Annotated in this window: 19 protein-coding genes and 1 pseudogene; 6 read left to right on the plus strand and 14 right to left on the minus strand. The window is 66.8% G+C overall.

Going from position 1 to position 20,143, the window contains the following annotated elements; genetic code table 11:
- The first annotated feature begins 103 nt into the window (after positions 1 to 103).
- The 3 genes from NET02_RS05640 to NET02_RS05650 all read left to right on the plus strand — a co-directional run bounded on the left by NET02_RS05640 (position 104) and on the right by NET02_RS05650 (position 3,027).
- Positions 104 to 970, plus strand: a complete 867-nt coding sequence (locus NET02_RS05640) for a pyruvate, water dikinase regulatory protein (protein ID WP_284056406.1) — start codon at positions 104 to 106, stop codon at positions 968 to 970.
- A 119-nt stretch (positions 971 to 1,089) separates the two neighbouring features.
- Complete coding sequence (gene sppA, locus NET02_RS05645; RefSeq protein ID WP_284056407.1) at positions 1,090 to 2,025, plus strand: signal peptide peptidase SppA; 936 nt, start codon at positions 1,090 to 1,092, stop codon at positions 2,023 to 2,025.
- Positions 2,026 to 2,508: 483 nt separating this feature from the next.
- A complete protein-coding gene (locus NET02_RS05650; RefSeq protein WP_284056408.1) occupies positions 2,509 to 3,027 on the plus strand; it encodes a hypothetical protein in 519 nt (172 codons plus the stop codon).
- 23 nt (positions 3,028 to 3,050) lie between these two features.
- Here the strand turns inward: NET02_RS05650 and NET02_RS05655 are convergent, their stop codons facing one another.
- On the minus strand, positions 3,051 to 3,224 hold the full coding sequence (locus NET02_RS05655) for a hypothetical protein (RefSeq protein ID WP_284056409.1): 174 nt from the start codon (positions 3,222 to 3,224) through the stop codon (positions 3,051 to 3,053).
- 129 nt (positions 3,225 to 3,353) lie between these two features.
- Between NET02_RS05655 and NET02_RS05660 the strand changes: the two genes are divergently transcribed.
- Positions 3,354 to 3,518, plus strand: a complete 165-nt coding sequence (locus NET02_RS05660) for a hypothetical protein (protein WP_284056410.1) — start codon at positions 3,354 to 3,356, stop codon at positions 3,516 to 3,518.
- A gap of 143 nt (positions 3,519 to 3,661) precedes the next feature.
- Here the strand turns inward: NET02_RS05660 and NET02_RS05665 are convergent, their stop codons facing one another.
- Positions 3,662 to 5,191 carry an Nramp family divalent metal transporter gene (locus NET02_RS05665; protein ID WP_284056411.1) on the minus strand — a complete coding sequence of 510 codons (1,530 nt, stop codon included), beginning with the start codon at positions 5,189 to 5,191 and terminating at the stop codon, positions 3,662 to 3,664.
- 609 nt (positions 5,192 to 5,800) lie between these two features.
- Between NET02_RS05665 and rimO the strand changes: the two genes are divergently transcribed.
- The gene (rimO, locus tag NET02_RS05670; RefSeq protein ID WP_284056412.1) at positions 5,801 to 7,258 is read left to right on the plus strand and encodes a 30S ribosomal protein S12 methylthiotransferase RimO; all 1,458 of its coding nucleotides are present in this window, start codon (positions 5,801 to 5,803) and stop codon (positions 7,256 to 7,258) included.
- A gap of 40 nt (positions 7,259 to 7,298) precedes the next feature.
- Here rimO and NET02_RS05675 read toward each other — a convergent pair.
- The 9 genes and pseudogenes from NET02_RS05675 to NET02_RS05715 all read right to left on the minus strand — a co-directional run.
- Positions 7,299 to 8,138 (minus strand): annotated as a pseudogene (locus NET02_RS05675) (lysophospholipid acyltransferase family protein); the annotation flags it as partial.
- Positions 8,139 to 8,220: 82 nt separating this feature from the next.
- The gene (locus tag NET02_RS05680; RefSeq protein ID WP_284056413.1) at positions 8,221 to 8,871 is read right to left on the minus strand and encodes a CDP-alcohol phosphatidyltransferase family protein; all 651 of its coding nucleotides are present in this window, start codon (positions 8,869 to 8,871) and stop codon (positions 8,221 to 8,223) included.
- Positions 8,872 to 8,956: 85 nt separating this feature from the next.
- Positions 8,957 to 10,063: a DUF3048 domain-containing protein gene (locus NET02_RS05685; protein ID WP_284056414.1), complete on the minus strand. Its 1,107-nt coding sequence runs from the start codon at positions 10,061 to 10,063 to the stop codon at positions 8,957 to 8,959.
- Positions 10,064 to 10,138: 75 nt separating this feature from the next.
- Complete coding sequence (locus tag NET02_RS05690) at positions 10,139 to 11,212, minus strand: DUF1648 domain-containing protein (protein WP_284056415.1); 1,074 nt, start codon at positions 11,210 to 11,212, stop codon at positions 10,139 to 10,141.
- 130 nt (positions 11,213 to 11,342) lie between these two features.
- Entirely contained in the window at positions 11,343 to 12,821 is a 1,479-nt protein-coding gene (locus NET02_RS05695; protein ID WP_284056416.1) for a peptidylprolyl isomerase, read from the minus strand.
- Between the two features lie 138 nt (positions 12,822 to 12,959).
- A complete protein-coding gene (rpsR, locus tag NET02_RS05700) occupies positions 12,960 to 13,280 on the minus strand; it encodes a 30S ribosomal protein S18 (protein ID WP_347711004.1) in 321 nt (106 codons plus the stop codon).
- A gap of 52 nt (positions 13,281 to 13,332) precedes the next feature.
- Complete coding sequence (locus NET02_RS05705) at positions 13,333 to 13,764, minus strand: single-stranded DNA-binding protein (protein ID WP_284056417.1); 432 nt, start codon at positions 13,762 to 13,764, stop codon at positions 13,333 to 13,335.
- Between the two features lie 65 nt (positions 13,765 to 13,829).
- Entirely contained in the window at positions 13,830 to 14,147 is a 318-nt protein-coding gene (gene rpsF, locus NET02_RS05710; protein WP_284056418.1) for a 30S ribosomal protein S6, read from the minus strand.
- Between the two features lie 336 nt (positions 14,148 to 14,483).
- Positions 14,484 to 14,795, minus strand: a complete 312-nt coding sequence (locus tag NET02_RS05715) for a hypothetical protein (RefSeq protein ID WP_284056419.1) — start codon at positions 14,793 to 14,795, stop codon at positions 14,484 to 14,486.
- A 312-nt stretch (positions 14,796 to 15,107) separates the two neighbouring features.
- On the opposite strand from NET02_RS05715, the gene NET02_RS05720 reads away from it, so the two are divergent.
- Positions 15,108 to 16,886, plus strand: a complete 1,779-nt coding sequence (locus NET02_RS05720) for a peptide ABC transporter substrate-binding protein (RefSeq protein WP_284056420.1) — start codon at positions 15,108 to 15,110, stop codon at positions 16,884 to 16,886.
- Here the strand turns inward: NET02_RS05720 and thrB are convergent.
- The 3 genes from thrB to NET02_RS05735 form a co-directional block, all read right to left on the minus strand.
- The gene (gene thrB, locus NET02_RS05725; RefSeq protein WP_284056421.1) at positions 16,876 to 17,841 is read right to left on the minus strand and encodes a homoserine kinase; all 966 of its coding nucleotides are present in this window, start codon (positions 17,839 to 17,841) and stop codon (positions 16,876 to 16,878) included. The two genes, NET02_RS05720 and thrB, sit on opposite strands and share 11 nt — an antisense overlap.
- Entirely contained in the window at positions 17,831 to 19,111 is a 1,281-nt protein-coding gene (gene thrC, locus NET02_RS05730; protein WP_284056422.1) for a threonine synthase, read from the minus strand. The genes thrB and thrC overlap by 11 nt, the downstream gene beginning before the upstream one ends.
- Before the next feature lie 63 nt (positions 19,112 to 19,174).
- The gene (locus NET02_RS05735) at positions 19,175 to 20,140 is read right to left on the minus strand and encodes an ABC transporter permease (RefSeq protein WP_284056423.1); all 966 of its coding nucleotides are present in this window, start codon (positions 20,138 to 20,140) and stop codon (positions 19,175 to 19,177) included.
- Positions 20,141 to 20,143 lie beyond the last annotated feature (3 nt).

Here is a 20,143-nt window from a genome sequence, read left to right on the forward strand (position 1 = left end):
TCAGTCGTCTCAGTTGCCGATTCTACCACCCATCCCTCCTGATCCCCGGACGGCGTGGTAGGCTGTTCGCATGGTTCGATGCGGTACCGCTGGAGGGACCGCGGTGACGGGCTCGCTTCAATCTCCCGACAGGCGCTGCACGATCTTCATCGTCTCGGACGGCATCGGCACTACGGCGCAGGCCGCCGTCGAGGCGGCACTCGTCCAGTTCCCCGGTGTGGACTTCGATGTCCGCCGCTATCCGGGCGTGCGGACGCGCGAGCAGGTGCTTGAAGTGGTCGAGGAAGCCGCTCGCGTCGACGGCATCATCGTGCACACGATCGTCATCGTCGAAGTGCGTCGCCTGCTCCTGCGCGAGTGCCGGCAACGGCTGATCGATCACGTGGATCTCCTCGGCCCCCTGCTGGGGCAGATCTCGCAGAAGATCGGTATGCGCCCGTTGCTGCAGCCTGGCGTCGCGCGCGGGATCGACGCCGAGTACTTTCACCGGGTCGATGCCATCCAGTACGCCGTGCGCCATGACGACGGGCAGGGGCTGGACACGCTCGACGAGGCGGACATCGTGCTGGTGGGTGTCTCGCGGACGTCGAAGACGCCGCTCAGCGTCTATCTCTCTATGTCGGGCTGGAAGGTGGCGAATGTCCCGATCGTGCTCGGTGTGCCGCCGCCGCGCCAGCTCGAAGAGATCGACCAGAGCAAGATCGTCGGCCTGATCATCGACAAGGACGAGCTGGTGCGCATCCGCCAGCACCGGTTGCAGGCACTGGGCGCCGCGCTCGACGGCGAGTATGCCGATCCGGAGAAGGTGGCCGAGGAGCTGGCCTACTTCCGGCGCATCGCACGGCGGGGCCGGCCCTGGCCGCTGGTGAACATCACTGGCAAGTCGATCGAGGAGACAGCCAAGGAGGTCATCTCGATCATCCAGCGCGAGCGTTTCCGCAGTCACGCCGGTGAGGTGGCTTCCCGGTAATCAGCCTGGGCGCGACGGTACGACGTGCGCCTTCGACAAAACGCAATCTTCGGCGTGCCTGGGACGCTTACCTTTCGGTAGAATGAGAGCTAGGTCGTTGAGCGTGAGAGGTGGTTAGCGTGCAGCGGCGCACCTGGGGCGTACTGATCATCGGAATTGTGCTCAGCCTGACAGGCTGCGTGGCAGGCGGGAGCCTGGTACTGATCCTGCTCGAGCGCGACGTGTTCGGGGAGGAGGCGCACGTCGCCGAAGTGCCGGTCTACGGCCAGATCGTGATGCGAGGGCAGGGTGGACTGCTAACCGGCTCCGTCGCCAGTGCCGAGGACATCGTCGAGCAACTCGATCGGGCACGCGAGAACCCCGACGCAAAGGCCGTGTTGCTCCGGGTAGACAGCCCGGGCGGCAGCGTGAACGCGTCGCGGGAGATCTGGCTGGCAGTGAAGCGGGTGCAGGAAGCGGGCAAGCCGGTGGTCGTCTTCTTCGAGGAGACCGCGGCCTCCGGGGGCTACTACATCAGCGCGCCGGCCGACTACATCTTGGCGATGCCGGATACGATCACTGGCAGCATCGGCGTCATCGCCTTGATCCCGAATCTGGCCGAACTGTACGACAAGCTGGGTATCGACTACGCGGTGATCAAGAGCGGGCCGTACAAGGACATGCTCTCTCCCAACCGGCCGTTGACGGAGGACGAGCGCCGGCTGGTCGAGCAGATCATCGCCGAGGCGTACCAGGAGTTCGTCTCCGTGGTGGCTGAAGGCCGGGAGATGCCAGAGGACGAGGTGCGCCGGCTGGCGGACGGCCGCATCTACACTGGCCGCCAGGCCGAGGAGCTCGGTCTGGTGGACGGGCTCGGGAGCTACCGCGACGCGGTGGCCAAGGCGGGCGAGCTGGCAGGCCTGGGGCCGGAACCGAAGGTCATCGAGTACCGGCGCGCGCCGACCTTCTTCGAACAGCTCGCTGGCGCGGTGGCGGCCCGGCTGGGGCTGGAGAGCCTCCCCACCCCCTGGGCCTCCCCCACCCACTTCCAGCTCCGCTATTCGCTCGGGGGCTAGCTCCGGCTCGGCAGCTTCCGGCACGGAACAGGACTCGACCCGGGCGAGCGTCCGCCGCAGCAGGAGAGTCGTCTCGGTCTGTCTCTAGGTCGGTGGGCTGGCGAGGTGGGAGGCGTCCCGGCCTTGGCTCGCCCGGTCGTGCCCCGGAGGTAGTGAGGCGCGCACGATCGTCCCCCATCGCGTATCGCGCCTCACGGGGGCGTGAGGCGGGGAGGGCTTTCCCCTTCCCCGCTAGCGCTGGCTAGCCCTCGTGTACCGATGCAGCCCTTCCCGTGGAGCTCGCTCGCCGAGCCTGGGTCGCCCCGCGAGATGGCCAGTTGGAGCCCGCGCGGCGGGTGCTCTCCGGCCAGTGCTGATCTTGCGCCAGCCGGGTATCCGTGCTATAGTACAACTGTAATTGAGAATGATTCTCAACAGAGATTGAGTCTTATTCCGACTGCGCCAGTCGGAAATGCAATCTGAGGGAAGGGACACGCGTACAAGATGAGGACGCTTCTACGGCAATTCTTCGAGTGGTACGAGCGGCATTACCTGCTCAACATCACCGTTGCGGCCGGGCTGTTCGTTCTCCAGCTCGCTCACTTGTACTGGCTCACGGCCGATGTGGTGGCTCAGCGATTGGTCGGGCGCAGCTATGCCGACCTGGAAGGGATCTTCCGCTACCTGATCCTCATCGTGGACTACACCGAAATCCCTGCTCTGATCAGCGTCTCGCTCGTCTACATCAACGAGCTACGAAAGCGATTCCATTGGGAGAGCGCGCTGTATCTGCTCTTCTTGAACTCGCAGTGGCTCCACATCTTTTGGATTACCGACGAGTTCGTCGTGGCGGAGTTCACTGGGGCAGGGCACGGCACGAGCCTGCCGCTTTGGCTCGCTTGGGTCGCGATTCTGATCGACTACCTGGAACTCCCAGTGATTGCCTCGACGATCGGCAGGTTCGTCGCCGCGCTGCGCGAGCGACGAACCATCCAGTTCTTGCGCGAAGAGCTGGCCGATTAGCGGCGGGGAGGGCGTGCCGGCGATCAGAGCCGAGCGATGAGGTACGCGGCGAGCAGCGCCGCCATGGTGAGCAAGCCCGCGAGGTCCGCAATCGGCCCTGTCCGGCTGAACGCAACGGAGACTGACTGGGCTTCCTGCCGCGAAGAGCGTGCGTGCAGGTCGAGCATGCTCAGGAGTATCCGGCTTCGGGCGACCATCAGTGTATACCTCACCGCATCGATGCTCGAACGTGAATCCCGATCGTGTCACTCAGAATTATCGAGCTCTGCGCGCGCGTTGTCAAGCGGTCGGTACCGTGCGATCCTCGCGCTTTGCTTGGAGGAATCATGCTCCCGTTGCTGCACGCCGGTGGGGTGGGTTGGGACGAGATTGCGATCGGGATCGCGCTGGCGCTCGGGGTCTACCTCATTGCCCGGTCGTGCGATCGCCTGGCCCGCACTCGCACCTCGCGCGCTCGCTCCCGGCGCCTGGACGACGAAGAGGCTCTCTGACGCACTTAGCACTGCCGGCTGAGGGTACTCCGCCGCCCGAGCTGGCGGGATGCCGGCCGCTGAGACGTTGCCCGAGGTCGGACTGGATGGCGGCGAACCGGACGGCCGGCCCGACCGTCCGGTTCGCTGGCCGACGGCTCCCGCTAGAAGCTGACGAGCGCCGTCCCGGTGATTCGCTGCCACAGGAAGTTGAGGAAGAAGAACCCGAAGAAGATCGTGTTCAGAATCAAGACCACGTACGACCACCAGCGCATCCGGGCCGGCCCCGGCAGCTTGCTGTTCAGGTACATCAGCAGGAACGGGAAGACCAGGACTCCGAGGTTCGACATATTCGCCGAGATCAGGATCAACCCGGTCGGCAGGGCCTGGAAGATCAGGAAGCTGATGACGACGACCAGCAGCGCCATGAAAGGGTAGTAGAAGCGCCGCGGGTCGCCGGCGATCAGCCGCCGGAAGCCCGGGCTAGTGCCGTGGAGCGCGTCGACCACGTTGCGCACGAGCGACTCGAAGACGCCGAGCTGGGTCGAGAAGAGGATGAAGAACCCGACCAGCAGTGCCCAGGCGTAGAGCCCCGAGCTGTAGTGGCGCGACAGCACGTCGGCGGCATAGGTCGGCATCGTGGCCCGGGTCGGCGGCTCCTCGCCCGGCAGGCTTGCCAGGTGCGAGACGAGGATAGTCGTCAGGTACATCCCCAGGATGGCACCGCCGAAGAAGACGACCCACTGGTCGAGCAGCAGCAGGCGGAACCAGCGCTTCCAGCGCCGCGCGTTCTCCGGGGTGTCGGGGAAGGTGACCCCGCTGGGCATGACCTCTTCCTGCCGGCCACCGACTAGCCCGGCGATGAAGCCGACCCGCGCGCCCATCCCGTAGCCGTGATCCCGATAGTAGTTCATGTTGTACCAGTTGAGGCCCGAGGCGAGCGCGGTGTACCCGGCCAGCCCGCCGAGCAGGGTCGCGTCTACCCCCGACGGAGGCAGCGCTGGGGTGAGGAATCCGCGTAGACCCTCCCACCACTTGCTGGCTGGCACGATGAAGAGGTCGACGAGAAGCAAGGTCACCAGGATGAAGCCGACGATGACCCAGTTCACCAGTTCCAGTGTCCTGGCGATCTTCTGGCCGAAAAGGGTGATCACCAGCACCAGGACCATCAGGCCCACTGCCAGCCAGCGCGCGGCCGTGCGCTCGCCGGGTTCATCGACCAGATTACCGGTCAGCAGCACGTAGAGCCCCTCGCCGGCACCGGCTGCCCAGCCGCCCCAGATGTTGGCGAAGTACACCATCAGGAGCCCGAGTGGCATCCACAAGAAGAGCCCGAGCGGCACCCGGGCCCAACCCAGCACCGGCACCTCGCCGGTCGCCATGATGTAGCGTGTAATCTCGACGTTGTAGAACGTCTGGAGGATCGCGGACAGCAGGATCACCCAGCCGAGACCGATGAATCCGTACTGCGCGACGCCGAGCGGCCCGAGCAACCACTCGCCGCTGCCGATCGAGAGGCCCAGCGCGATCAGGCTGGGGCCGATCACCTTGGTGATCGCCTCCTTAGGGCCGATCCGCGGTACCTTGAATACCTCCTCCGGCTCAGGCAGATCGGTGACGACCAGTGGCGGCCGGTTGGTACCGATCTGGTACGTCTCGACCGCGACCCGGCCCGCATCGCCTGCGCTACTCACATCGACACCTCCTCGATCATCGCGATCACCGCCTCACGCACCAGGGGAGAGGGACTCCACTCGGCCCAGCCTGCAGCCTCTATGCGGCGCCGAGCCTGTCGCTGGGCGTAGCGGGGAACGAATGACGAGGTGAGCGCAATGGAAGCGAGACCGGCACCGGGCCAGCGTGGGCGAGCGCCGGCTCGACAGACCTCGATGAAATACAGGCCACTGGCAGAGGGAGGTCGACATCTCCGCGCTGGCCAGTTCCGCTCTGGACTATCGGGCATTCGAACACGTTCAGTGTAGTGTCCACGTTTCGCCTCGTCAACAGGTTCCCGGCCTCAGGATCGACCACTATTGCCGGAACCGGACGCGTGAAGCCCTGCACTGCGCTCCACTTCTGCCGTCTGCCTGGTGACCGGTTCCCGACCGCAACTAGAGCGTGTAGGGGAGCCGTCACAGGGCAGTCGTGTGGCAGCCGTGGCGCGGCCAGGTTGCTCGCTGGTGATCACGCCCGCATACTTGTCGGGCAGTTCGGGCCGGCCGGTCACCACGAGGGCTAGGCCGGTCACGGTGCGACAATGGCGTAGCGTTGCCCGCGTCGATCTGCGTGAGAGCGATGCCAGGATGGAACCGATCCGCTTCCACATCGTCACGCTCGGTTGTTCCAAGAACCAGGTCGATTCCGAAGGGATGGCCCAGCTCCTGGCCGAGCAGGGGCTGGTCCCAGCCGAGCAGCCTGATGACGCCCAGGTGCTGATCGTCAACACCTGCGGCTTCCTGGCCAGCGCCCGGCGTGAATCGGCCCAGGCGATCCAGGAACTGCTCGAGGCCCGGCGGTCCGGCCAGGTGGTGATCGCTGCCGGCTGCATGGCCGCGCTCGACGACCACCGGGCCGAGATCCCGGCCGGCGTCGACGCTATCCTCTCCACCCGCGAGTGGCCCCAGATCGGCCAGGTCATCGGCCGGTTGCTCGATCTCCCGATGGCTCCCGTGCGTCCCGACGGCCAGTCGTCGATGCTGGCCAGCTTCCACCGGGCCCGCGCGACAGGTCCCAGTGCCTACGTGAAGATCGCCGACGGCTGTGACCACGCGTGCTCCTTCTGCGCTATCCCGCTTATCAAGGGCGGGCAGGCGAGCAAGCGGCCGTCTGAGATCGTGCGCGAGATCCGAGAGCTCGTCGACGGAGGGGTCAAGGAGGTCGTCCTGGTCTCTCAGGACACCATCCGCTACGGGGCGGATCTCGGCGTCAAGCACGGGCTACCGGGCCTCGTCCGCCTGATCGCTGAGCAGGTACCGGCGTTACACTGGCTGCGCATGCTCTATATCTATCCCAGCCCGCTGGTCTTCCGGCTCATCGATGCCATGGCCGAGACGTCCACCTGCGTGCCCTACCTGGACATGCCGATCCAGCATGCCGATCCGGACATCCTGCGCGCCATGGCTCGTCCGAGCAACGTCGACCTGTACCGGCGCATCTTCAGCTATGCCCGGGAGAAGCTCGATGGTGCGGTGCTTCGTACCACGCTCATCGTCGGTTTCCCCGGTGAGACCGACGAGCAGTTCCGGCGACTGTACGACTTCGTGGCCGAGATCGAGTTCGATCACGTCGGTGTCTTCGCGTATTCCCGCGAGGCGCCGACCGCCAGCGCGAAGCTGTCAGGCGCGGTACCGCCGGAGGTGGCTGAGGAGCGGCGCGCGGCGCTGCTAGAGCTCCAGCAGCGAATCTCGCTGAGGAAGAACCGTGCGCTGGTCGGCCAGACGCTCGAGGTGCTGATCGAGGGCGTGGGCGAACTGGAGGACGAAGCCGGCGACCGCGAGCCGATCTCGGTCGGCCGCGCTGCCCGGCACGCGCCGGAGGTCGACGGCCTGGTCTTCATCCCGGGGGCTCAGCCGGTCGGGGCGCTGGTTCGGGCGCGAGTCGTGGATGCCGGTCCGTACGACCTGTGGGCGAATCCAGTGGCTCCGTCAGCGGCCGCGCCGGGTCGGCGCCCCAGCCCAGCAGCTCGCCCTCGAGCGGTGAACCGACGGGGAAGACGCGCAGCACCGGCGCCGGGCGCTCGGGCCAGACGCGCTGGAAGATGACCCACTGGTCCGGCGCCTCGCGGATGTGACGCTCGAACAGCTCGACGAGCCGCTGCAAGCCGGCGCGCAGATCGCGCGCCGTATCGTCGGTTCGCTCGATGTAGAACGGCGGTTCGATCAACAACTGGTAGCCACGCTTCAGCCGGCGAGTGAACGCCGCCAGGATCGGTACCCCGGCCGAGCGCGCTAGCCGTACCGGGCCGGGCGGCAGGGTGGTCTCCTTGCCGAAGAAGATTACCGGCCAGCCATTCTGGAAGAAATCGCGATCGGCGGCGAGCCCGACGAGCTCCCCTCGGCGCAGCGCCTGGATGACGCGCCGGATCCCGCCCGGAGTTGCCCGCTCGATGTGCAGCCCGCGGCTCGTTCGCAGGTAGTTCACCGCGGCGTCGAGGAGTTCCGGAACCGTGCGGGTCGTCAGCGAGGTGAACCGGTAGCCCCGGGCCGAGAGGAGCTGCCCCACGTAGTCGAAAGCGCCGAGGTGGGCCGTGACGATGACCGCGCCCTGGCCAGAGGCAGCCAAGCGCTCGAACTCGGCCCAGCTCTCGGGGCAAACCTGGATCGAGTGGATCAGCTCCTGCGGCGAGAGGTGCGGCACGCGCAGGAGATCCACGAAGTTGCGAGCGCTGTTCCGGAAAACGCGACGCGCGACGCGCCGCACCTCCTGGGCGTCGGCATCCGGCCCGAGCGCCTGGGTCACGTTGTGCTCGACGTTCCGGCGGTACGTCTTCAACAGCAGGTAGGCAAGGTCGCCGCACCGATCGGCTAGCCAGTAGCTCAGCGGCAACGGCACCAGGCGGGCGACCTGGCTCAGTAGCCAGGCCAACCGCCGGCTCACCCTACGGGTCCGGCTTCGATCGGGCGAAACGACTCGGCTGCTCACGCTACACCCCGCGATGGGATCGAACAGGCAGGCCGGCTGGAGGACATGCCGCAGGTATTCTACTCGCTGATGCCAGGCAACCCTAGAGGGACGGCTCGCGCCCGTCGACCCGCTCGGCGCGCAGGTACGGCATCGCGTCGATCAGGACTGGCAGGCCTCGGATCACCGTCAGCGCCAGCGTCACGTAGACCGTTAGCCAGCCGGCCGCCAGGAAGACCCGCTGGTCGTAGAGCCAAGTAAGCGGGTCGCGCCGATCGCCGGCCGTCCCAGCGGTGATCAGCCCGGCGAGAAAGGCGAACGCCACCAGCTTCGCCACGCCGTAGAGGGCTCGCATGAAGCGTGAAGCGGTCAGGAACCGGGTCACTGCAGACCGCTGCATCGTCTTCTCGCCGAAGGGGGTTCGGCCTTCGCCCAGCGCGACGCTGCGCACCCCGTCCACCAGGAATCCGCGGGTCATCACGAGCAGCGGGGCCCAGATGCCGATAGCGCCCAGATCGGCGAAGACGATCCAGAGCGCATTCTCCACTACGCGATCGCCGGCGATGTCGAACACGGCACCGAAGACGGTGGCCGAGCCCCGCCGCCGCGCGACGATCCCGTCGATCGCGTCGCTCGCGAAGACGACCAGAAGGAGCAGAGTAGCCAGCAGCGCGAGCTCGTACGCTCCACTGTAGAGCAGCGCGATGCTGACGAACAGGAGGACAACGCGCCCCAGGGTGATCAAATTGGCCATGGGTCACCTGCTCGTTCGCAGCAGCGTACGACAGCGACTGGACAGGCGCCTCATCAGGTCGGCCCTTGCCGGCAGTATAGCAACGCTATCCGACCTCTACTCGGGAAGCGATCTCGGGGCTGACGATGCAGATCCACGTCTGGCCCTCTCCCAGCGGCAAGGGCTGCCCCGTTCGCGCATCGAGCAGGCGGAGCGGCTCCCGCTCGGCCGGCCGTTCCCAGCGAGCCCGGTAGACGTGCCCATCCCTGAGCAGCCAGGCCTCGCCCCCGCTGCTCAGGTCCAGATCCAGCGACTGCTCGACCGTCCAGCCGGCCGGCAGCTCGCGGTACCAGAATTCGGTCACCAGAACGACCACGTTCGCCGGCGCGACCGGCTCGTTGCTCCGCGCGTCCACGTGTGGAGCGCCGTCTACCCAGCGCCGGTAGCGGTTCGATGCGCGATCGTACCGGAACTCGACCTGTCCCTGAGCATAGGGGATAACCAGATAAAGGGCGGGCTCGCCTCCCGGCGCTGGTGGACCGAACAGGAGAGAGCTGGCCGCCGTGGGCCGCTCCCAGCCTAGCTCCGTCGCCACCTCCCGGAGGGCCGGGACTGAGACGTAGAGGTTGTGTGGCATCGAGCGGCTCCAGTCGCGCCAGCCGGCAGGGGTCGCGTTGCCCTCCGCGTGCAAGAGCTCGGCTCCGGCTCCGAGCAGCGCCTGGGTAACTCCCTGCGCTGCCCCGGAATAGACCAGCACTGCATCATGCATCGGCAGGATCGCCAGGTCGACCAGCCGCGCGCTCCGTACCGGGCCGACCACCTCGGGCGCTCGGGTCTGGAAGAGCGCGGTCAGGCGCGTGAGCTGTGCCTCGGTCGGGGTCTCGTAGACGAGGTCGGCATCGGTCAGCCCGGTCTGCGGCCGGGCATCCGGGTGGTTGTCGATCTGGACCGCCAGTGGCCGGGGCGGGGGCGTGGCCAAGGCCTGGCCACTCAGGGGCGAGCGATAGAGAACCGGGGTCGGGCTCGGGGTGGCGGTCGGGGCAGCGGTCGGCGTTGGTCGAGGGGTGGGTGTCGGTGACTGGACAGGAGTGGGCGAGGACGCCGTTACCGTGCCGGGTGCTGGAAGTGGCGGAGTTGGGGCCACCAGCGCTGGGGAGCGCGTGCAGGCGAGACACCAGAGCAGCGCGAGCACGAGCGAGCGAGACGCCCTCACGGCGCACCCTCCCGTCTAGCCGCGTGGGAGGCCGCTCCTCCCACGACCGTCGACTCGAGCGAGAACCGTGCCGACTCAGCCGACGATCGAGAGCAGCGCCACCCAGGCGACGAGCTGCACCAGGCACGTCCCGGCCAGCAGCAGGCGCGCCGCAAAGCGATCGAAGGTCTCGGCGAGCCAGGCAAGGCCGATATTCGCGATCGTCACGATCGCCGTGATGATCGGAAGCAGCCAGAGATCCCGGCGAGTGCCGATCCGATCCGGCAGTCCATTCGCGTTCCAGTGAAGCACGAGTGTCTCGGGAAGCTGATCGTACTGCACGAGGAGGTAGAGGATCATGGCCAGGTTCAGGCCGAGGGCCAATGCCAAGAACGAGAGCCCCACGCGGTCTTCGATGAGAAAGAGGCGGAGCGGCCGGCTGTGGATGGCTCGTCGCGCTACCTGCCGAGCTCCGCTCGGTGGCCGTGCCAACGGGTACGAGCCGGTCGCCTGCGCGCGGGTGGCCGGCGCCGGAGAGACCGTGGTGAATTCGACAGTCCAGCCGGCTTCGGCTAGCTGCTGCCGGCCAGCGATCCGTGCTGGCTGGCCGGTTTGCTCGGCCAGCAACGCCTGGCGAGCCTGGGCCAGCCGTTCGAGAAAGACGGCAGGTCGCTCCGGTGAGATGGCGTAGTGCGCCGATGTCGTGGAGATGAGCAACTGCCGGCTCACGGATTGGGTCGCCGCCACGTGCACAGGGCCGAGCGCCGTCGGGCGGGTGCCGAGATAGTAGCCGGGCCAGAACCACTGCCATGATGGCCGGCGATCCCCCAGGAGCGGCGCTGCCGGGCCAGCATAGACAATCTGCGCGAGCGGGATTTCCTCGCGTCGATTGCCCCAGCGAATAGCGAGCGCGTGGTCGCTGACGTCGTAGCCGAGCGTGAAGTAGCCGAACAGCAGGTATCCGAGCCCAATCGCGGCGCCGGTCGAGAGGATCAGCACGAGCCAGAGGGCGAGCGCTGGCAGTGAGGAGCTGATCAGGCCGAGCAGCGCAAGCAGCGCCACGGTGGCGATCACCAGAGACGCGCCGAAGAGCACGGCGCCGATCATGCCGCCGGCTGACGGTGCCGCCCGCACGCGCAACAGCCTAGACTGTGGCGGATCGGCCACCATGACTGTATCCCTCCAGGATGTGCCTCCGCCGAACCGGCCTGGTGCAGCACCGACATCATCATTCGGCACAGCACGGCCGGCGTCAACCACGCCCGTCTGGTCGCCGCCCCCGGCGCGTCTAGCCACGGGCCTACGGTGTCGGGCTCGCCGCCGGTGTCGGCTCCTCCGGGGTTGCCGGCGTTGGGGTCGGCACGGGCGTCGGCGTCGGCGGCGCGTTCGGAGGCGGCATGAAGGGCGGTGTCTCCGGCGTTGGCATCGGTTGCAACCCGGCCCGCCACGAGATCTCCGAGCTCTCGCGCTGTTTCTGCAACCAGGAATTGAACGCGCGCTGGCGCATCGCCTGAAGCATCTCGACCGTCAATGGCCGATCGTTCTCACGCTCGATCACCGTGATGATGTGCCAGCCGTACTCCGTCTTCACCGGGTCGCTAATCTCACCTGGCTGGAGGCTGAAAGCGGCGGCATCGAAGGCCTCCGGCATGTAGCCGCGCGGGAACCAGCCGAGGTCACCACCGTTCGGCGCGGTGGTGGAGTCGATGCTCCGCTGGCGGGCGATCTCGGCAAAGTCAGCTCCGCTCCGCAGCTCCTCGACGGTCGAGCGCGCGGCATCCTCGGTTGCCAGCAGGATATGCGCTGCGTGGACCTGCTCTGCCCGGAGCGGGATCTGCTCCTCGAGGACGCGTTGGATCTTCTCGCGGGTGAGGAGCGGCCTGACGAAGAGACGCCGGAAGTCCGTGAGCGACATGCCAGCGCGTTCGAGCACCTGCCGCTGGTATTCGCCGACGCTCGCCGTCGCGGTGGCGCGGAGATCGCCGGGGCTGAGGGTCGCCGTCGGCATGATCGTCGGGGTCGGCGACGCGGCGGGACTCGGCGTCTCGGTCGCGCCTCCCGGCGTCTGGGCCGGTGTCGGCGTGGCGGGAGCTGGGGTTTGAAGCTGGACTGTCGGCTCGATCGCTGGGGTCGTTGTGCCAGTTGGGGTCTCCGCGCTTGCCGGTGTGGGTTCGGGCGTCGGGGTGGGCGTGATCGATGCGGTGGCGGTGGCCGTTGCCCAGGCAGCGGCTGTCGGATCGATGCCGAGCGTGGGAGTCGGGCTGGCGAGCGGGCCAGGAGCGAAGAGCTGGGTCAGATACTCGTCCAGCTCGGCATCGGTGACGCTCACGCCGAGCTCCGAGGCCCGCTGTACCACGATCAGGTTGTCGATCATCTGGTCGAGCGTCGACTCGTTGACCGGGTCTTCCTCGACCGTCGGAAGTTGTTGCTCGGCCTGGTCGGCCAGTTGCTGGTACTGGACGCTCTGCTGGCCGGTCGTCAGCGTCGCGAGCTGCCGGTACTGGCTGATCTGGTTGAGCAGCTCGAGCCTGCGGACCTTCCAGTAATCTTGCCGGGTGATCTCCTCGCCATTGACGACGACCAGAACTTGACGGGGCAGATAGAGGTACTGGTAGACCGCGCCGACCCCGAGAAGGAGCAGAACGAAGACGATGGCCACCGCGGCGACGGCGATGACGATACGCTGCTGAAGCTGCTCTCGCTCGCGTCGAGAGAGCCGACGTCCTGGCGCTGCCGGCCGTGCGGGCCGACGCAGCCACCTCCGGACGTGCTCGCGCATTGCTCCCATCTCCTCCACGCCTGGCAACGACGCGGCCGATCGGAATGCACCGCCGCGTCGTCACCGGGCTGTCGCATCACACAGGCGTGCCGGTGCCGGTCGCGCTGCGGCGACAGCGCGCCACAGCCAGTTGCTCGCTCAACCGACGAACGGCAGGAGAGCGATATGGCGCGCTCGCTTGATCGCCCTGGCGAGCTGCCGCTGGTGCTTCGCGCAGATCCCTGTGGTGCGGCGCGGCTCGATCTTCGCTCTCGGGGAGATATACCGTCGCAGCCGGCCGATGTCCTTGTAATCGACGACGGCGATGCCGTCCATGCAGAACGCGCAGACCTTGCGGCGCGGGTAGTAGCGGGCGCCGGCGCCACGCCGGCGTGCAGGTTCCTCTGCAGTGGTCTGAGCGCTCGGTCGAGCTTCCTCCTCAGTCGCCTCAGCTTCCGTCTGGATTTCCTCTTCGGTCATGCCTCTCTACTCCATCTCGCTCATGTGCCGGTCTCACCGGGGAAATGCGGCGTTAGAAGGGGATGTCGTCGAACTCGTCCTCGCCCGAGATCTCCTTCGGCAACTCCGACTCGTCCGGCTCGGGTGTCTCCGGGCCGGCCGGCTCCTCTGACCGCCCCGAGAGCATGATGATGTCGTTCGCGACGACTTCGACGGCCGTCCGCTCAACGCCGTCGTTTCCGGTGTAGCGCCGGATCTGGAGCCGTCCATCGACGTACACGCGCATCCCGCGCTTGAGATACTGGTCGGCGAACTCCGCCAGTCGATTCCAGCAGATCACGCGGAACCAGTCGGTCTCGTTGATCCACTGCCCGTCCGGGCCGCGTCGCCCGCGGTTGACCGCCAGGCTGAACTCGGTGACCGGGGCCCCGCTAGGGGTATAGCGCATCTCGGCATCGCGTCCGAGATGCCCGATGAGCTGAATGCGGTTCAAGCCTCGTGACATGTCGCCTCCTTACAGGCCCCGGGCTCCGCCCCATCCCGGAGGGAGCGCGTGCGGCACGGTGACGGTCACTCGTCCAGCCGAACCATCAGATGACGGATCACCTGCTCGTTGAGGCGTAATTCCCGCTCGATATCGCGTGTTCCGGCTGGCGGGCAGGTGAAATGATAGAGCACGTAGATCGCATCCTGGAATCTCTGGATCGGATAGGCCAGCCGGCGCCTGCCCCAGGGTGTATCCCGCTTGATATTGGTGACCGTGCCTCCGGCTTCCTGGATCAAAGAGGAGACCCGCTCGATTGCGGCGTCGAGACCATCCTCCGCCAGGTCGGGCCGGAAAAGCACCATCAGCTCGTACGGTCGAGGTTCAGGTTGATAGCGCGGCAACGAGTCCTCCTTTCCTCGGGCTTGCGCTGGACACGCTCGCGGGCCGTTGCCACACCCGCGCGGCCACAGCGCAGAAAGGCACATCCAATCTCGCCAGCCGGCATCTCCGAGCTGGCATCTCCGCCAGTATAGCAAACGGCCGCGAACCCGCGCGACTCCAGACCAGGCCTGGCTCGTCGGAGCGAGCCATTCCCGACCGCGCTGCCCACAGGGCTGGCGGTCGCGCCGCTCTCATGCGCTGATCAGGTGTCATCCCGGCCTGAGAGATGGAAAACGGTTTACCCCTGCGAAGGGTGCGGAGTGCCGAGGAAGGGGCGAAGGCGCACTCCCCAGGGGCTACGCGGTGCGCGCCTCCGGCTGGGTCTCGAACTGTGGCACCAGCGACGGATGGCGCGCTTGGCTGATGATCCAATCGACGATGACGGCAACGAGCGAACCGATGGTCGCGCTGATCAGGTGCAGGCCGCCGAACTCGGGATCGAAGGTGAGCACGCGGGTCAGGAGCAGCTCACCAGCCCAGATCCCGAGGAACGGATACGCGGCGACCCGCCAGACTCGCTCGGGCAAGCGGCCCGGCAGAAGGTCGTACCAGAGAACGCCGAAGCTGTAGGCCAGTGCCAGCATCAGGAGAAAGGTTCCGAATTCCATGGCCCGACCTCCTTCCTCCGCTCATGGCGCCCTCGCCCCTTCGGCCATCGTCTATTGCCTTCCGATACAAAAAGTATACCACAAATCGACTCACTTGTCTTATGGCGAGTAAGCCCGAGGCAACCCCGCGTCACCCAGCTACGGGCGGCCCAGGAGATGCGCCACCCGGCATACTGGGTTCTCCGGCGCTGGGAGCGGCCTCTGGTAGGGACTCCCTCGATCACGCGGCGTTGCCAGCCTCTCGCCGAGCTTCCTATACTGACCGCCGAGGATCCGGCCAGGCGAGGATGTCCAGCGAAGGAGTGAACGGCGGTGCGGATCCGCTTTCCGGCAGTAGGGGTTCTGCGGCTGGCCCTCGCCTTCGTGCTGATCGCCATGGGCTGCCGCGGCGTACCGGTGACCCCCGCAGCGAGCCCGTCTGCGACGGTACCGTCCCCTCCGGTGACTCCCACCGCAGAACCTGACATGCCCACGGTGACTCCGACCGAGGAGAGCCCGGCGCGCGGCGGCACGCTGGTCATCGGGGTGCCAGCGGAGCCTGATGCCCTGAACTTCTCCCTGACGCGCCAGCCGGTCAGCTACTGGATCCTGAGCTGCCTCGACGCCCGCTTGATCCGGGTGCGCGACGACAACACGCTCGAGCCGCAGCTCCTCACTGAGGTGCCGTCGGTGGAGAACGGCGGCATCTCGCAGGACGGGCGCACGTACACGCTCCGGTTTCGTCCCGGCCTGAAGTGGTCGGACGGCGAGCCATTGGATGGCCGTGACTTTCTCTTTACCTGGCAGCTTCTCACGAACCCCAGCTACCCGGCCAGCAGCCGTGCCGGATGGGAGCTCATCCAGTCGGTGGAGCTCAGCGACGACTACCTGACGGTGACCGTGTACATCGAGCGCCCGGCAGCGTCGTTCCTGGAGGACGTGCTCATCGGCATCGGCGAACGGCCTGGGGGCTTCATACTCCCAGCGCACGCGCTCGGCGCTTTGCCTCCAGCAGCGATTCCAGAGTCGGACTATGCCGGCCTCGGCCATGTCAGCAGTGGTCCTTTTGTGGTCGCGGAGTGGCAGCAGGGCAAACAGCTCACGCTCGAGCGGAACCCAGTGTACGAGGCGGACGAGGTTTACCTCGACCGGATCGTGTTTCGCTTTCTGCCCGACGAGCGCGAGCTGTTGACACAGCTTGTGTCAGGCGAGATCGATCTCGCGGCCGGCTTGCCGGAATGGTCGCTCGCCGAGCTGCATGCGCAACCGGAGCTGGCCACGCTCGTCACGCCGCGCGGTGGAGCCGTCGCGTCGGTGGCGATCAATCTCAACGACCCGGCGTCGCCCAGCCATGCCCATCCGATCCTCAGCGATGTCAGAGTGCGCCAGGCGCTCCTGCTCGGATTCGATCGCGCTCGGCTCGTTGAAGATCTGTTGCTGGGCTCGGTCCCGGTTGCGGCATCGTTGCTCGATCACTCGCTGTGGCAGGCCGGGCCGGAGTCCCCGGCGGCGTTCGACCCCCAGCGCGCTCGTCGCTTGCTCGACGAGGCAGGCTGGCATCCCGGCCCGGACGGCATCCGGGTGCGCGATGGCCAGGCACTCCAGCTCACCCTCGCTGTCGATGCAAACCCAGCGCGCGAGCTTGCGCTCAAGCGGCAGATCGCGACAGCGTTCGCTGACGATATGCGAGCTATCGGTGTCGACATCCGCATTGTGCCTCTCACCAGCCAGGCTGTGGAACGGCAGTTCGATCTGCTCCTCTGCTGGTGCGATCGACGTCTCGCTCCGAGCGATCTGTACGCCTGGTTCAGCAGCGAACGCATCCCTTCGAGCGAGAATCCCGGTGGAGAGAACGTCATGGGATATCGCAACGCGGTTGTCGATCAGCTCTTGTCGCGGCTGGACGTAGCCGTCGATCATGCGGCGAGGAGGGAGATCCTCTCGATGATCCAGCAACAGATCGACCAGGATCTTCCGGTTCTTCCGATCTACATCCACGTCGACATCGTCGCCGGGCGCGCGCATGTGAAGGGGCTCGCGCCTGGCCCGATGACTGGGATCTGGTGGAATCCCGAGGGCTGGTGGCTCAGTGCCCAGGAGGCTACGCCTTGACAGGCGTGCTGGCTGAGCGATCGATGCCTCGACGAGTCGACTGCGCGCCTGGGCTCGTCTGCGGGGCCACGTTCACGGTAGCCCCTTCGTTTGCGATGTCCAGAATCGTGACCTCGGCGGACATATGATGCCGCTCGACGACCCGCGCAAGCTGGCGGCGCACGGCTTCTGCCGAGTCTGGCGCCGCCAGCGCCAGTACTGAGGGGCCTGACCCGCTGAGACAGGCCCCGTAGGCCCCACCGCTCCGCGCCGCTGCGATCGCGTCGACCAGGTACGGGTAGAGAGTCGCCCGGTACGGCTGGTGCAGATCGTCTGCCATGGCCTCGCCGAGCAGCGCGAACTGGCCAGTGCTGAGCGCCAGCACCAGGAGAGCGCACCGCGCAGCCGTCGCGATGGCTACCTGGCGGGTAACCTGATCCGGCAGTACGGCGCGCGCCTCGCTGGTGTAGCCTGGCTGATCGGGAATCAGGAGGACTGCCCGTAGCGGGGCAGCGATCGGCACCTGCCGGGCCAGTGGCCCAGCCTGGCCCTCGAGTGCCAGCACGGCCCCACCGTAGAGCGCCGCCGTGACGTTATCCCCATGCCCTTCGAGCTGCCAGGCTAGACGCCAGATCCCCTCCTTCGTCAGTGGGGTTCCCAGCAGCACGTTCGCCGCCAGCAAGCCACCGACGATGGCGGCGGCGGAGCTACCCAATCCCCGGGCCACTGGGATCGCCGACTCGACCTCGATGCGGCACCCCGGCAGCCGCTTCCCCACCAAGCGCGCCAGCGCCTGCATCGCCTCGAGAACCAAGTCACGTCCGTCGCCGAGCTCGCGAGCGGGCAGCGCCTCGATCTGTTGGTGGCCGGTCGTCTCGACCGTCACCACGAGGTAGCGGCTCAACGCGATCGCCAGCGCGTCGAAGCCGGGCCCTAGGTTGGCGCTCGACGCCGGGACACGAACGCTAAGCCACATCGCTGAGCACTCCTCGCAGGGCGGCCACGGTCGGCTCGATCGTTACCGGGCGATTCGTCATGGGCCGGTGCTCTGCCTCGGGACCCAGGTGGTAGGCCATCACCGTGTCGGGGTCCTTCAGGAGGTGACCGGTCAGCAACGCAACGACGCGCTGTCCAGGCATGATCACGCCAGACCGCACCAGCTTGCGCACCCCGGCCACCGAGGCCGCTGAGGCCGGCTCGCAGCCGATCCCTGAGCGATCCACGCGCGCCTTCGCTTCCAGGATCTCATCGTCGGTGACGATCTCGACGACGCCGTCGGTCTCCAGGATCGACCGGCGCGCCCGGTCATAGCTCACCGGGTTGCCGATCCGGATCGCGCTCGCGACGGTCTCCGCGGGCTCCGGCGAGAACGATGCGAAACCGTTTCGATAGGCACGGTAGAACGGGGAAGCTCCCTCCGCCTGGATCACCGCCAGGCGAGGTCGCCGCCGGATGAGTCCAGCAGCCTCGAGTTCGACGATCGCCGTGCCGAAAGCAGCCGTATTGCCCAAATTCCCTCCTGGAAGCACGATCCAGTCCGGTGGCTCCCAGCAGAGCTGGTGAAGCAGTTCGATGACGATCGTTTTCTGGCCGGCCAGCCGGAAGGGGTTGATCGAGTTCAGGAGATAGAGCCCCAGTTCCTGGCTCGCCTCCTGCACCAGCCGCATGGCCGAGTCGAAGTCGCCCCGCACCTGCACGATCCTGGCCCCGTAGGCGATCGCCTGGCCCAGTTTCGCGGCCGAGATCTTGCCCTCCGGCAGGAAGACCACGGCCGGGAGACCAGCCATCGCCGCGTAGGCGGCCACCGAGGCCGAGGTGTTGCCAGTCGAGGCGCAGGCCACCACGCGCGCGCCGACGGCCCGCGCGTGGCTGGTGGCCACGGTCATCCCGCGGTCTTTGAAGGAGCCTGTGGGGTTCTCACCCTCGTGCTTCAGGAGGAGATGCGGGCAGCCTGTCCACGTTGAGAGGGCCGCCGCCGAGTAGAGGTTGGTATTCCCTTCCGGCCGGGTGACGATCTGATCTGGCGGCAGAGGTGGGAGAAACTCCCGGTAGCGCCAGACGCCACTCCGGTCGAGGGGATCGAGGCCACCGCGCCGGCGATCGTAGACGGCGGGGTCGATCGACTCGGGGAGAGCGAAGACGAGCTCGGGCAATCCACCGCACGAGCAGCGTCCTGGTGACCGATCTGCTGGCAATACTCGACCGCAGGCGTCGCAGACCAGATGCATGGACCCGCTACTGGCCATGTCTGGATCCACGACGTCCTCTCCGAAGCGATCGGCACCGGCTCCGCGCACGAGCCCGCGTTCCTACGTGTACATGCGCCGCGGGTCCAGCGCGTCGCGCAGCCCATCACCAACGTAGTTGATGCTCAACACGGTGAGGAAGATCGCCAATCCTGGGAAGAGCACCATCCAGGGAGCGAAGCTCATCCAGTCCTTGGCGTCGAACAGCATGCGCCCCCAGGTCGGGATATCCGGCGGGAATCCCAGGCCGAGGAACGAGAGCGACGACTCGGTAATGATCGCCTGCGCGACGCCGAGCGTGGCGGCCACGATGACCGGGCTGAGGGTATTGGGCAGGATATGCTTGATGATGATCGATCCAGTGCCGACGCCGATCGCATGCGCGGCCTCGATGAACTCCTTCTCTTTGATCGAGAGGAAGGATGCGCGCACCAGCCGCGCGACCGGCATCCAGTTCAGCCCGCCGATCACTACGACGATCAGGATGAACATGCCGAGCTCGACGCCGAAGGTCGCCGACATGCGATCCCGGAACAAGTATGTCACCAGGAGGAGGAGGGGAAGGCTGGGCAGGGAAATGAAGAGATCGGTCAGGCGCATGAGGGCCGAGTCGAGAAAGCCACCGAAGTAGCCAGCGACGGCTCCGATGAGCGTTCCCAGGGTGATCGCCACCAGCATCGCGACCACGCCTACCGCGATCGAGATTCTACCACCCCAGAGGACACGCGCGAAGATATCATGGCCCAGGTCAGTCGTGCCGAACGGGTGGTCGAGCGATGGGGGCAGCATCGACTGGGCCATATCGAACTCGTTCCAGCGGATCGGCCAGAGAAATGGCCCGATCAGCGTTGCCAGCGCGATGATGATGATGACCACGCTGCCGGCCATCGCCAGCCGGTGATGACGAAATTGTCGCCAGGCGTCACTCCAGAGGGAGCGTGGCTTCTTCGTTCTCAGGCCGGCCAGCGCCTCAACGCTGAGCGCGGGGGCCGCTGCCGGTTGTACGCGCCGTCCTGTTGCTTCCGACATCTG

The sequence above is a fragment of the Thermalbibacter longus genome (genome assembly GCF_023806485.1).
GTDB lineage: Bacteria > Chloroflexota > Chloroflexia > Thermomicrobiales > Thermomicrobiaceae > Thermalbibacter > Thermalbibacter longus.

Bases quoted from the DNA above. Each gene is read 5' to 3' on its own strand.
- NET02_RS05650 (WP_284056408.1), top strand. From the start codon at position 2,509: ATGAGGACGCTTCTACGGCAATTCTTCGAGTGGTACGAGCGGCATTAC.
- NET02_RS05655 (WP_284056409.1), bottom strand. From the start codon at position 3,224: ATGGTCGCCCGAAGCCGGATACTCCTGAGCATGCTCGACCTGCACGCA.
- NET02_RS05660 (WP_284056410.1), top strand. From the start codon at position 3,354: ATGCTCCCGTTGCTGCACGCCGGTGGGGTGGGTTGGGACGAGATTGCG.
- rimO (WP_284056412.1), top strand. From the start codon at position 5,801: ATGGAACCGATCCGCTTCCACATCGTCACGCTCGGTTGTTCCAAGAAC.
- NET02_RS05680 (WP_284056413.1), bottom strand. From the start codon at position 8,871: ATGGCCAATTTGATCACCCTGGGGCGCGTTGTCCTCCTGTTCGTCAGC.
- NET02_RS05690 (WP_284056415.1), bottom strand. From the start codon at position 11,212: ATGGTGGCCGATCCGCCACAGTCTAGGCTGTTGCGCGTGCGGGCGGCA.
- NET02_RS05695 (WP_284056416.1), bottom strand. From the start codon at position 12,821: ATGCGCGAGCACGTCCGGAGGTGGCTGCGTCGGCCCGCACGGCCGGCA.
- rpsR (WP_347711004.1), bottom strand. From the start codon at position 13,280: ATGACCGAAGAGGAAATCCAGACGGAAGCTGAGGCGACTGAGGAGGAA.
- NET02_RS05705 (WP_284056417.1), bottom strand. From the start codon at position 13,764: ATGTCACGAGGCTTGAACCGCATTCAGCTCATCGGGCATCTCGGACGC.
- NET02_RS05715 (WP_284056419.1), bottom strand. From the start codon at position 14,795: ATGGAATTCGGAACCTTTCTCCTGATGCTGGCACTGGCCTACAGCTTC.
- thrB (WP_284056421.1), bottom strand. From the start codon at position 17,841: ATGTGGCTTAGCGTTCGTGTCCCGGCGTCGAGCGCCAACCTAGGGCCC.
- thrC (WP_284056422.1), bottom strand. From the start codon at position 19,111: ATGGCCAGTAGCGGGTCCATGCATCTGGTCTGCGACGCCTGCGGTCGA.
- NET02_RS05735 (WP_284056423.1), bottom strand. From the start codon at position 20,140: ATGTCGGAAGCAACAGGACGGCGCGTACAACCGGCAGCGGCCCCCGCG.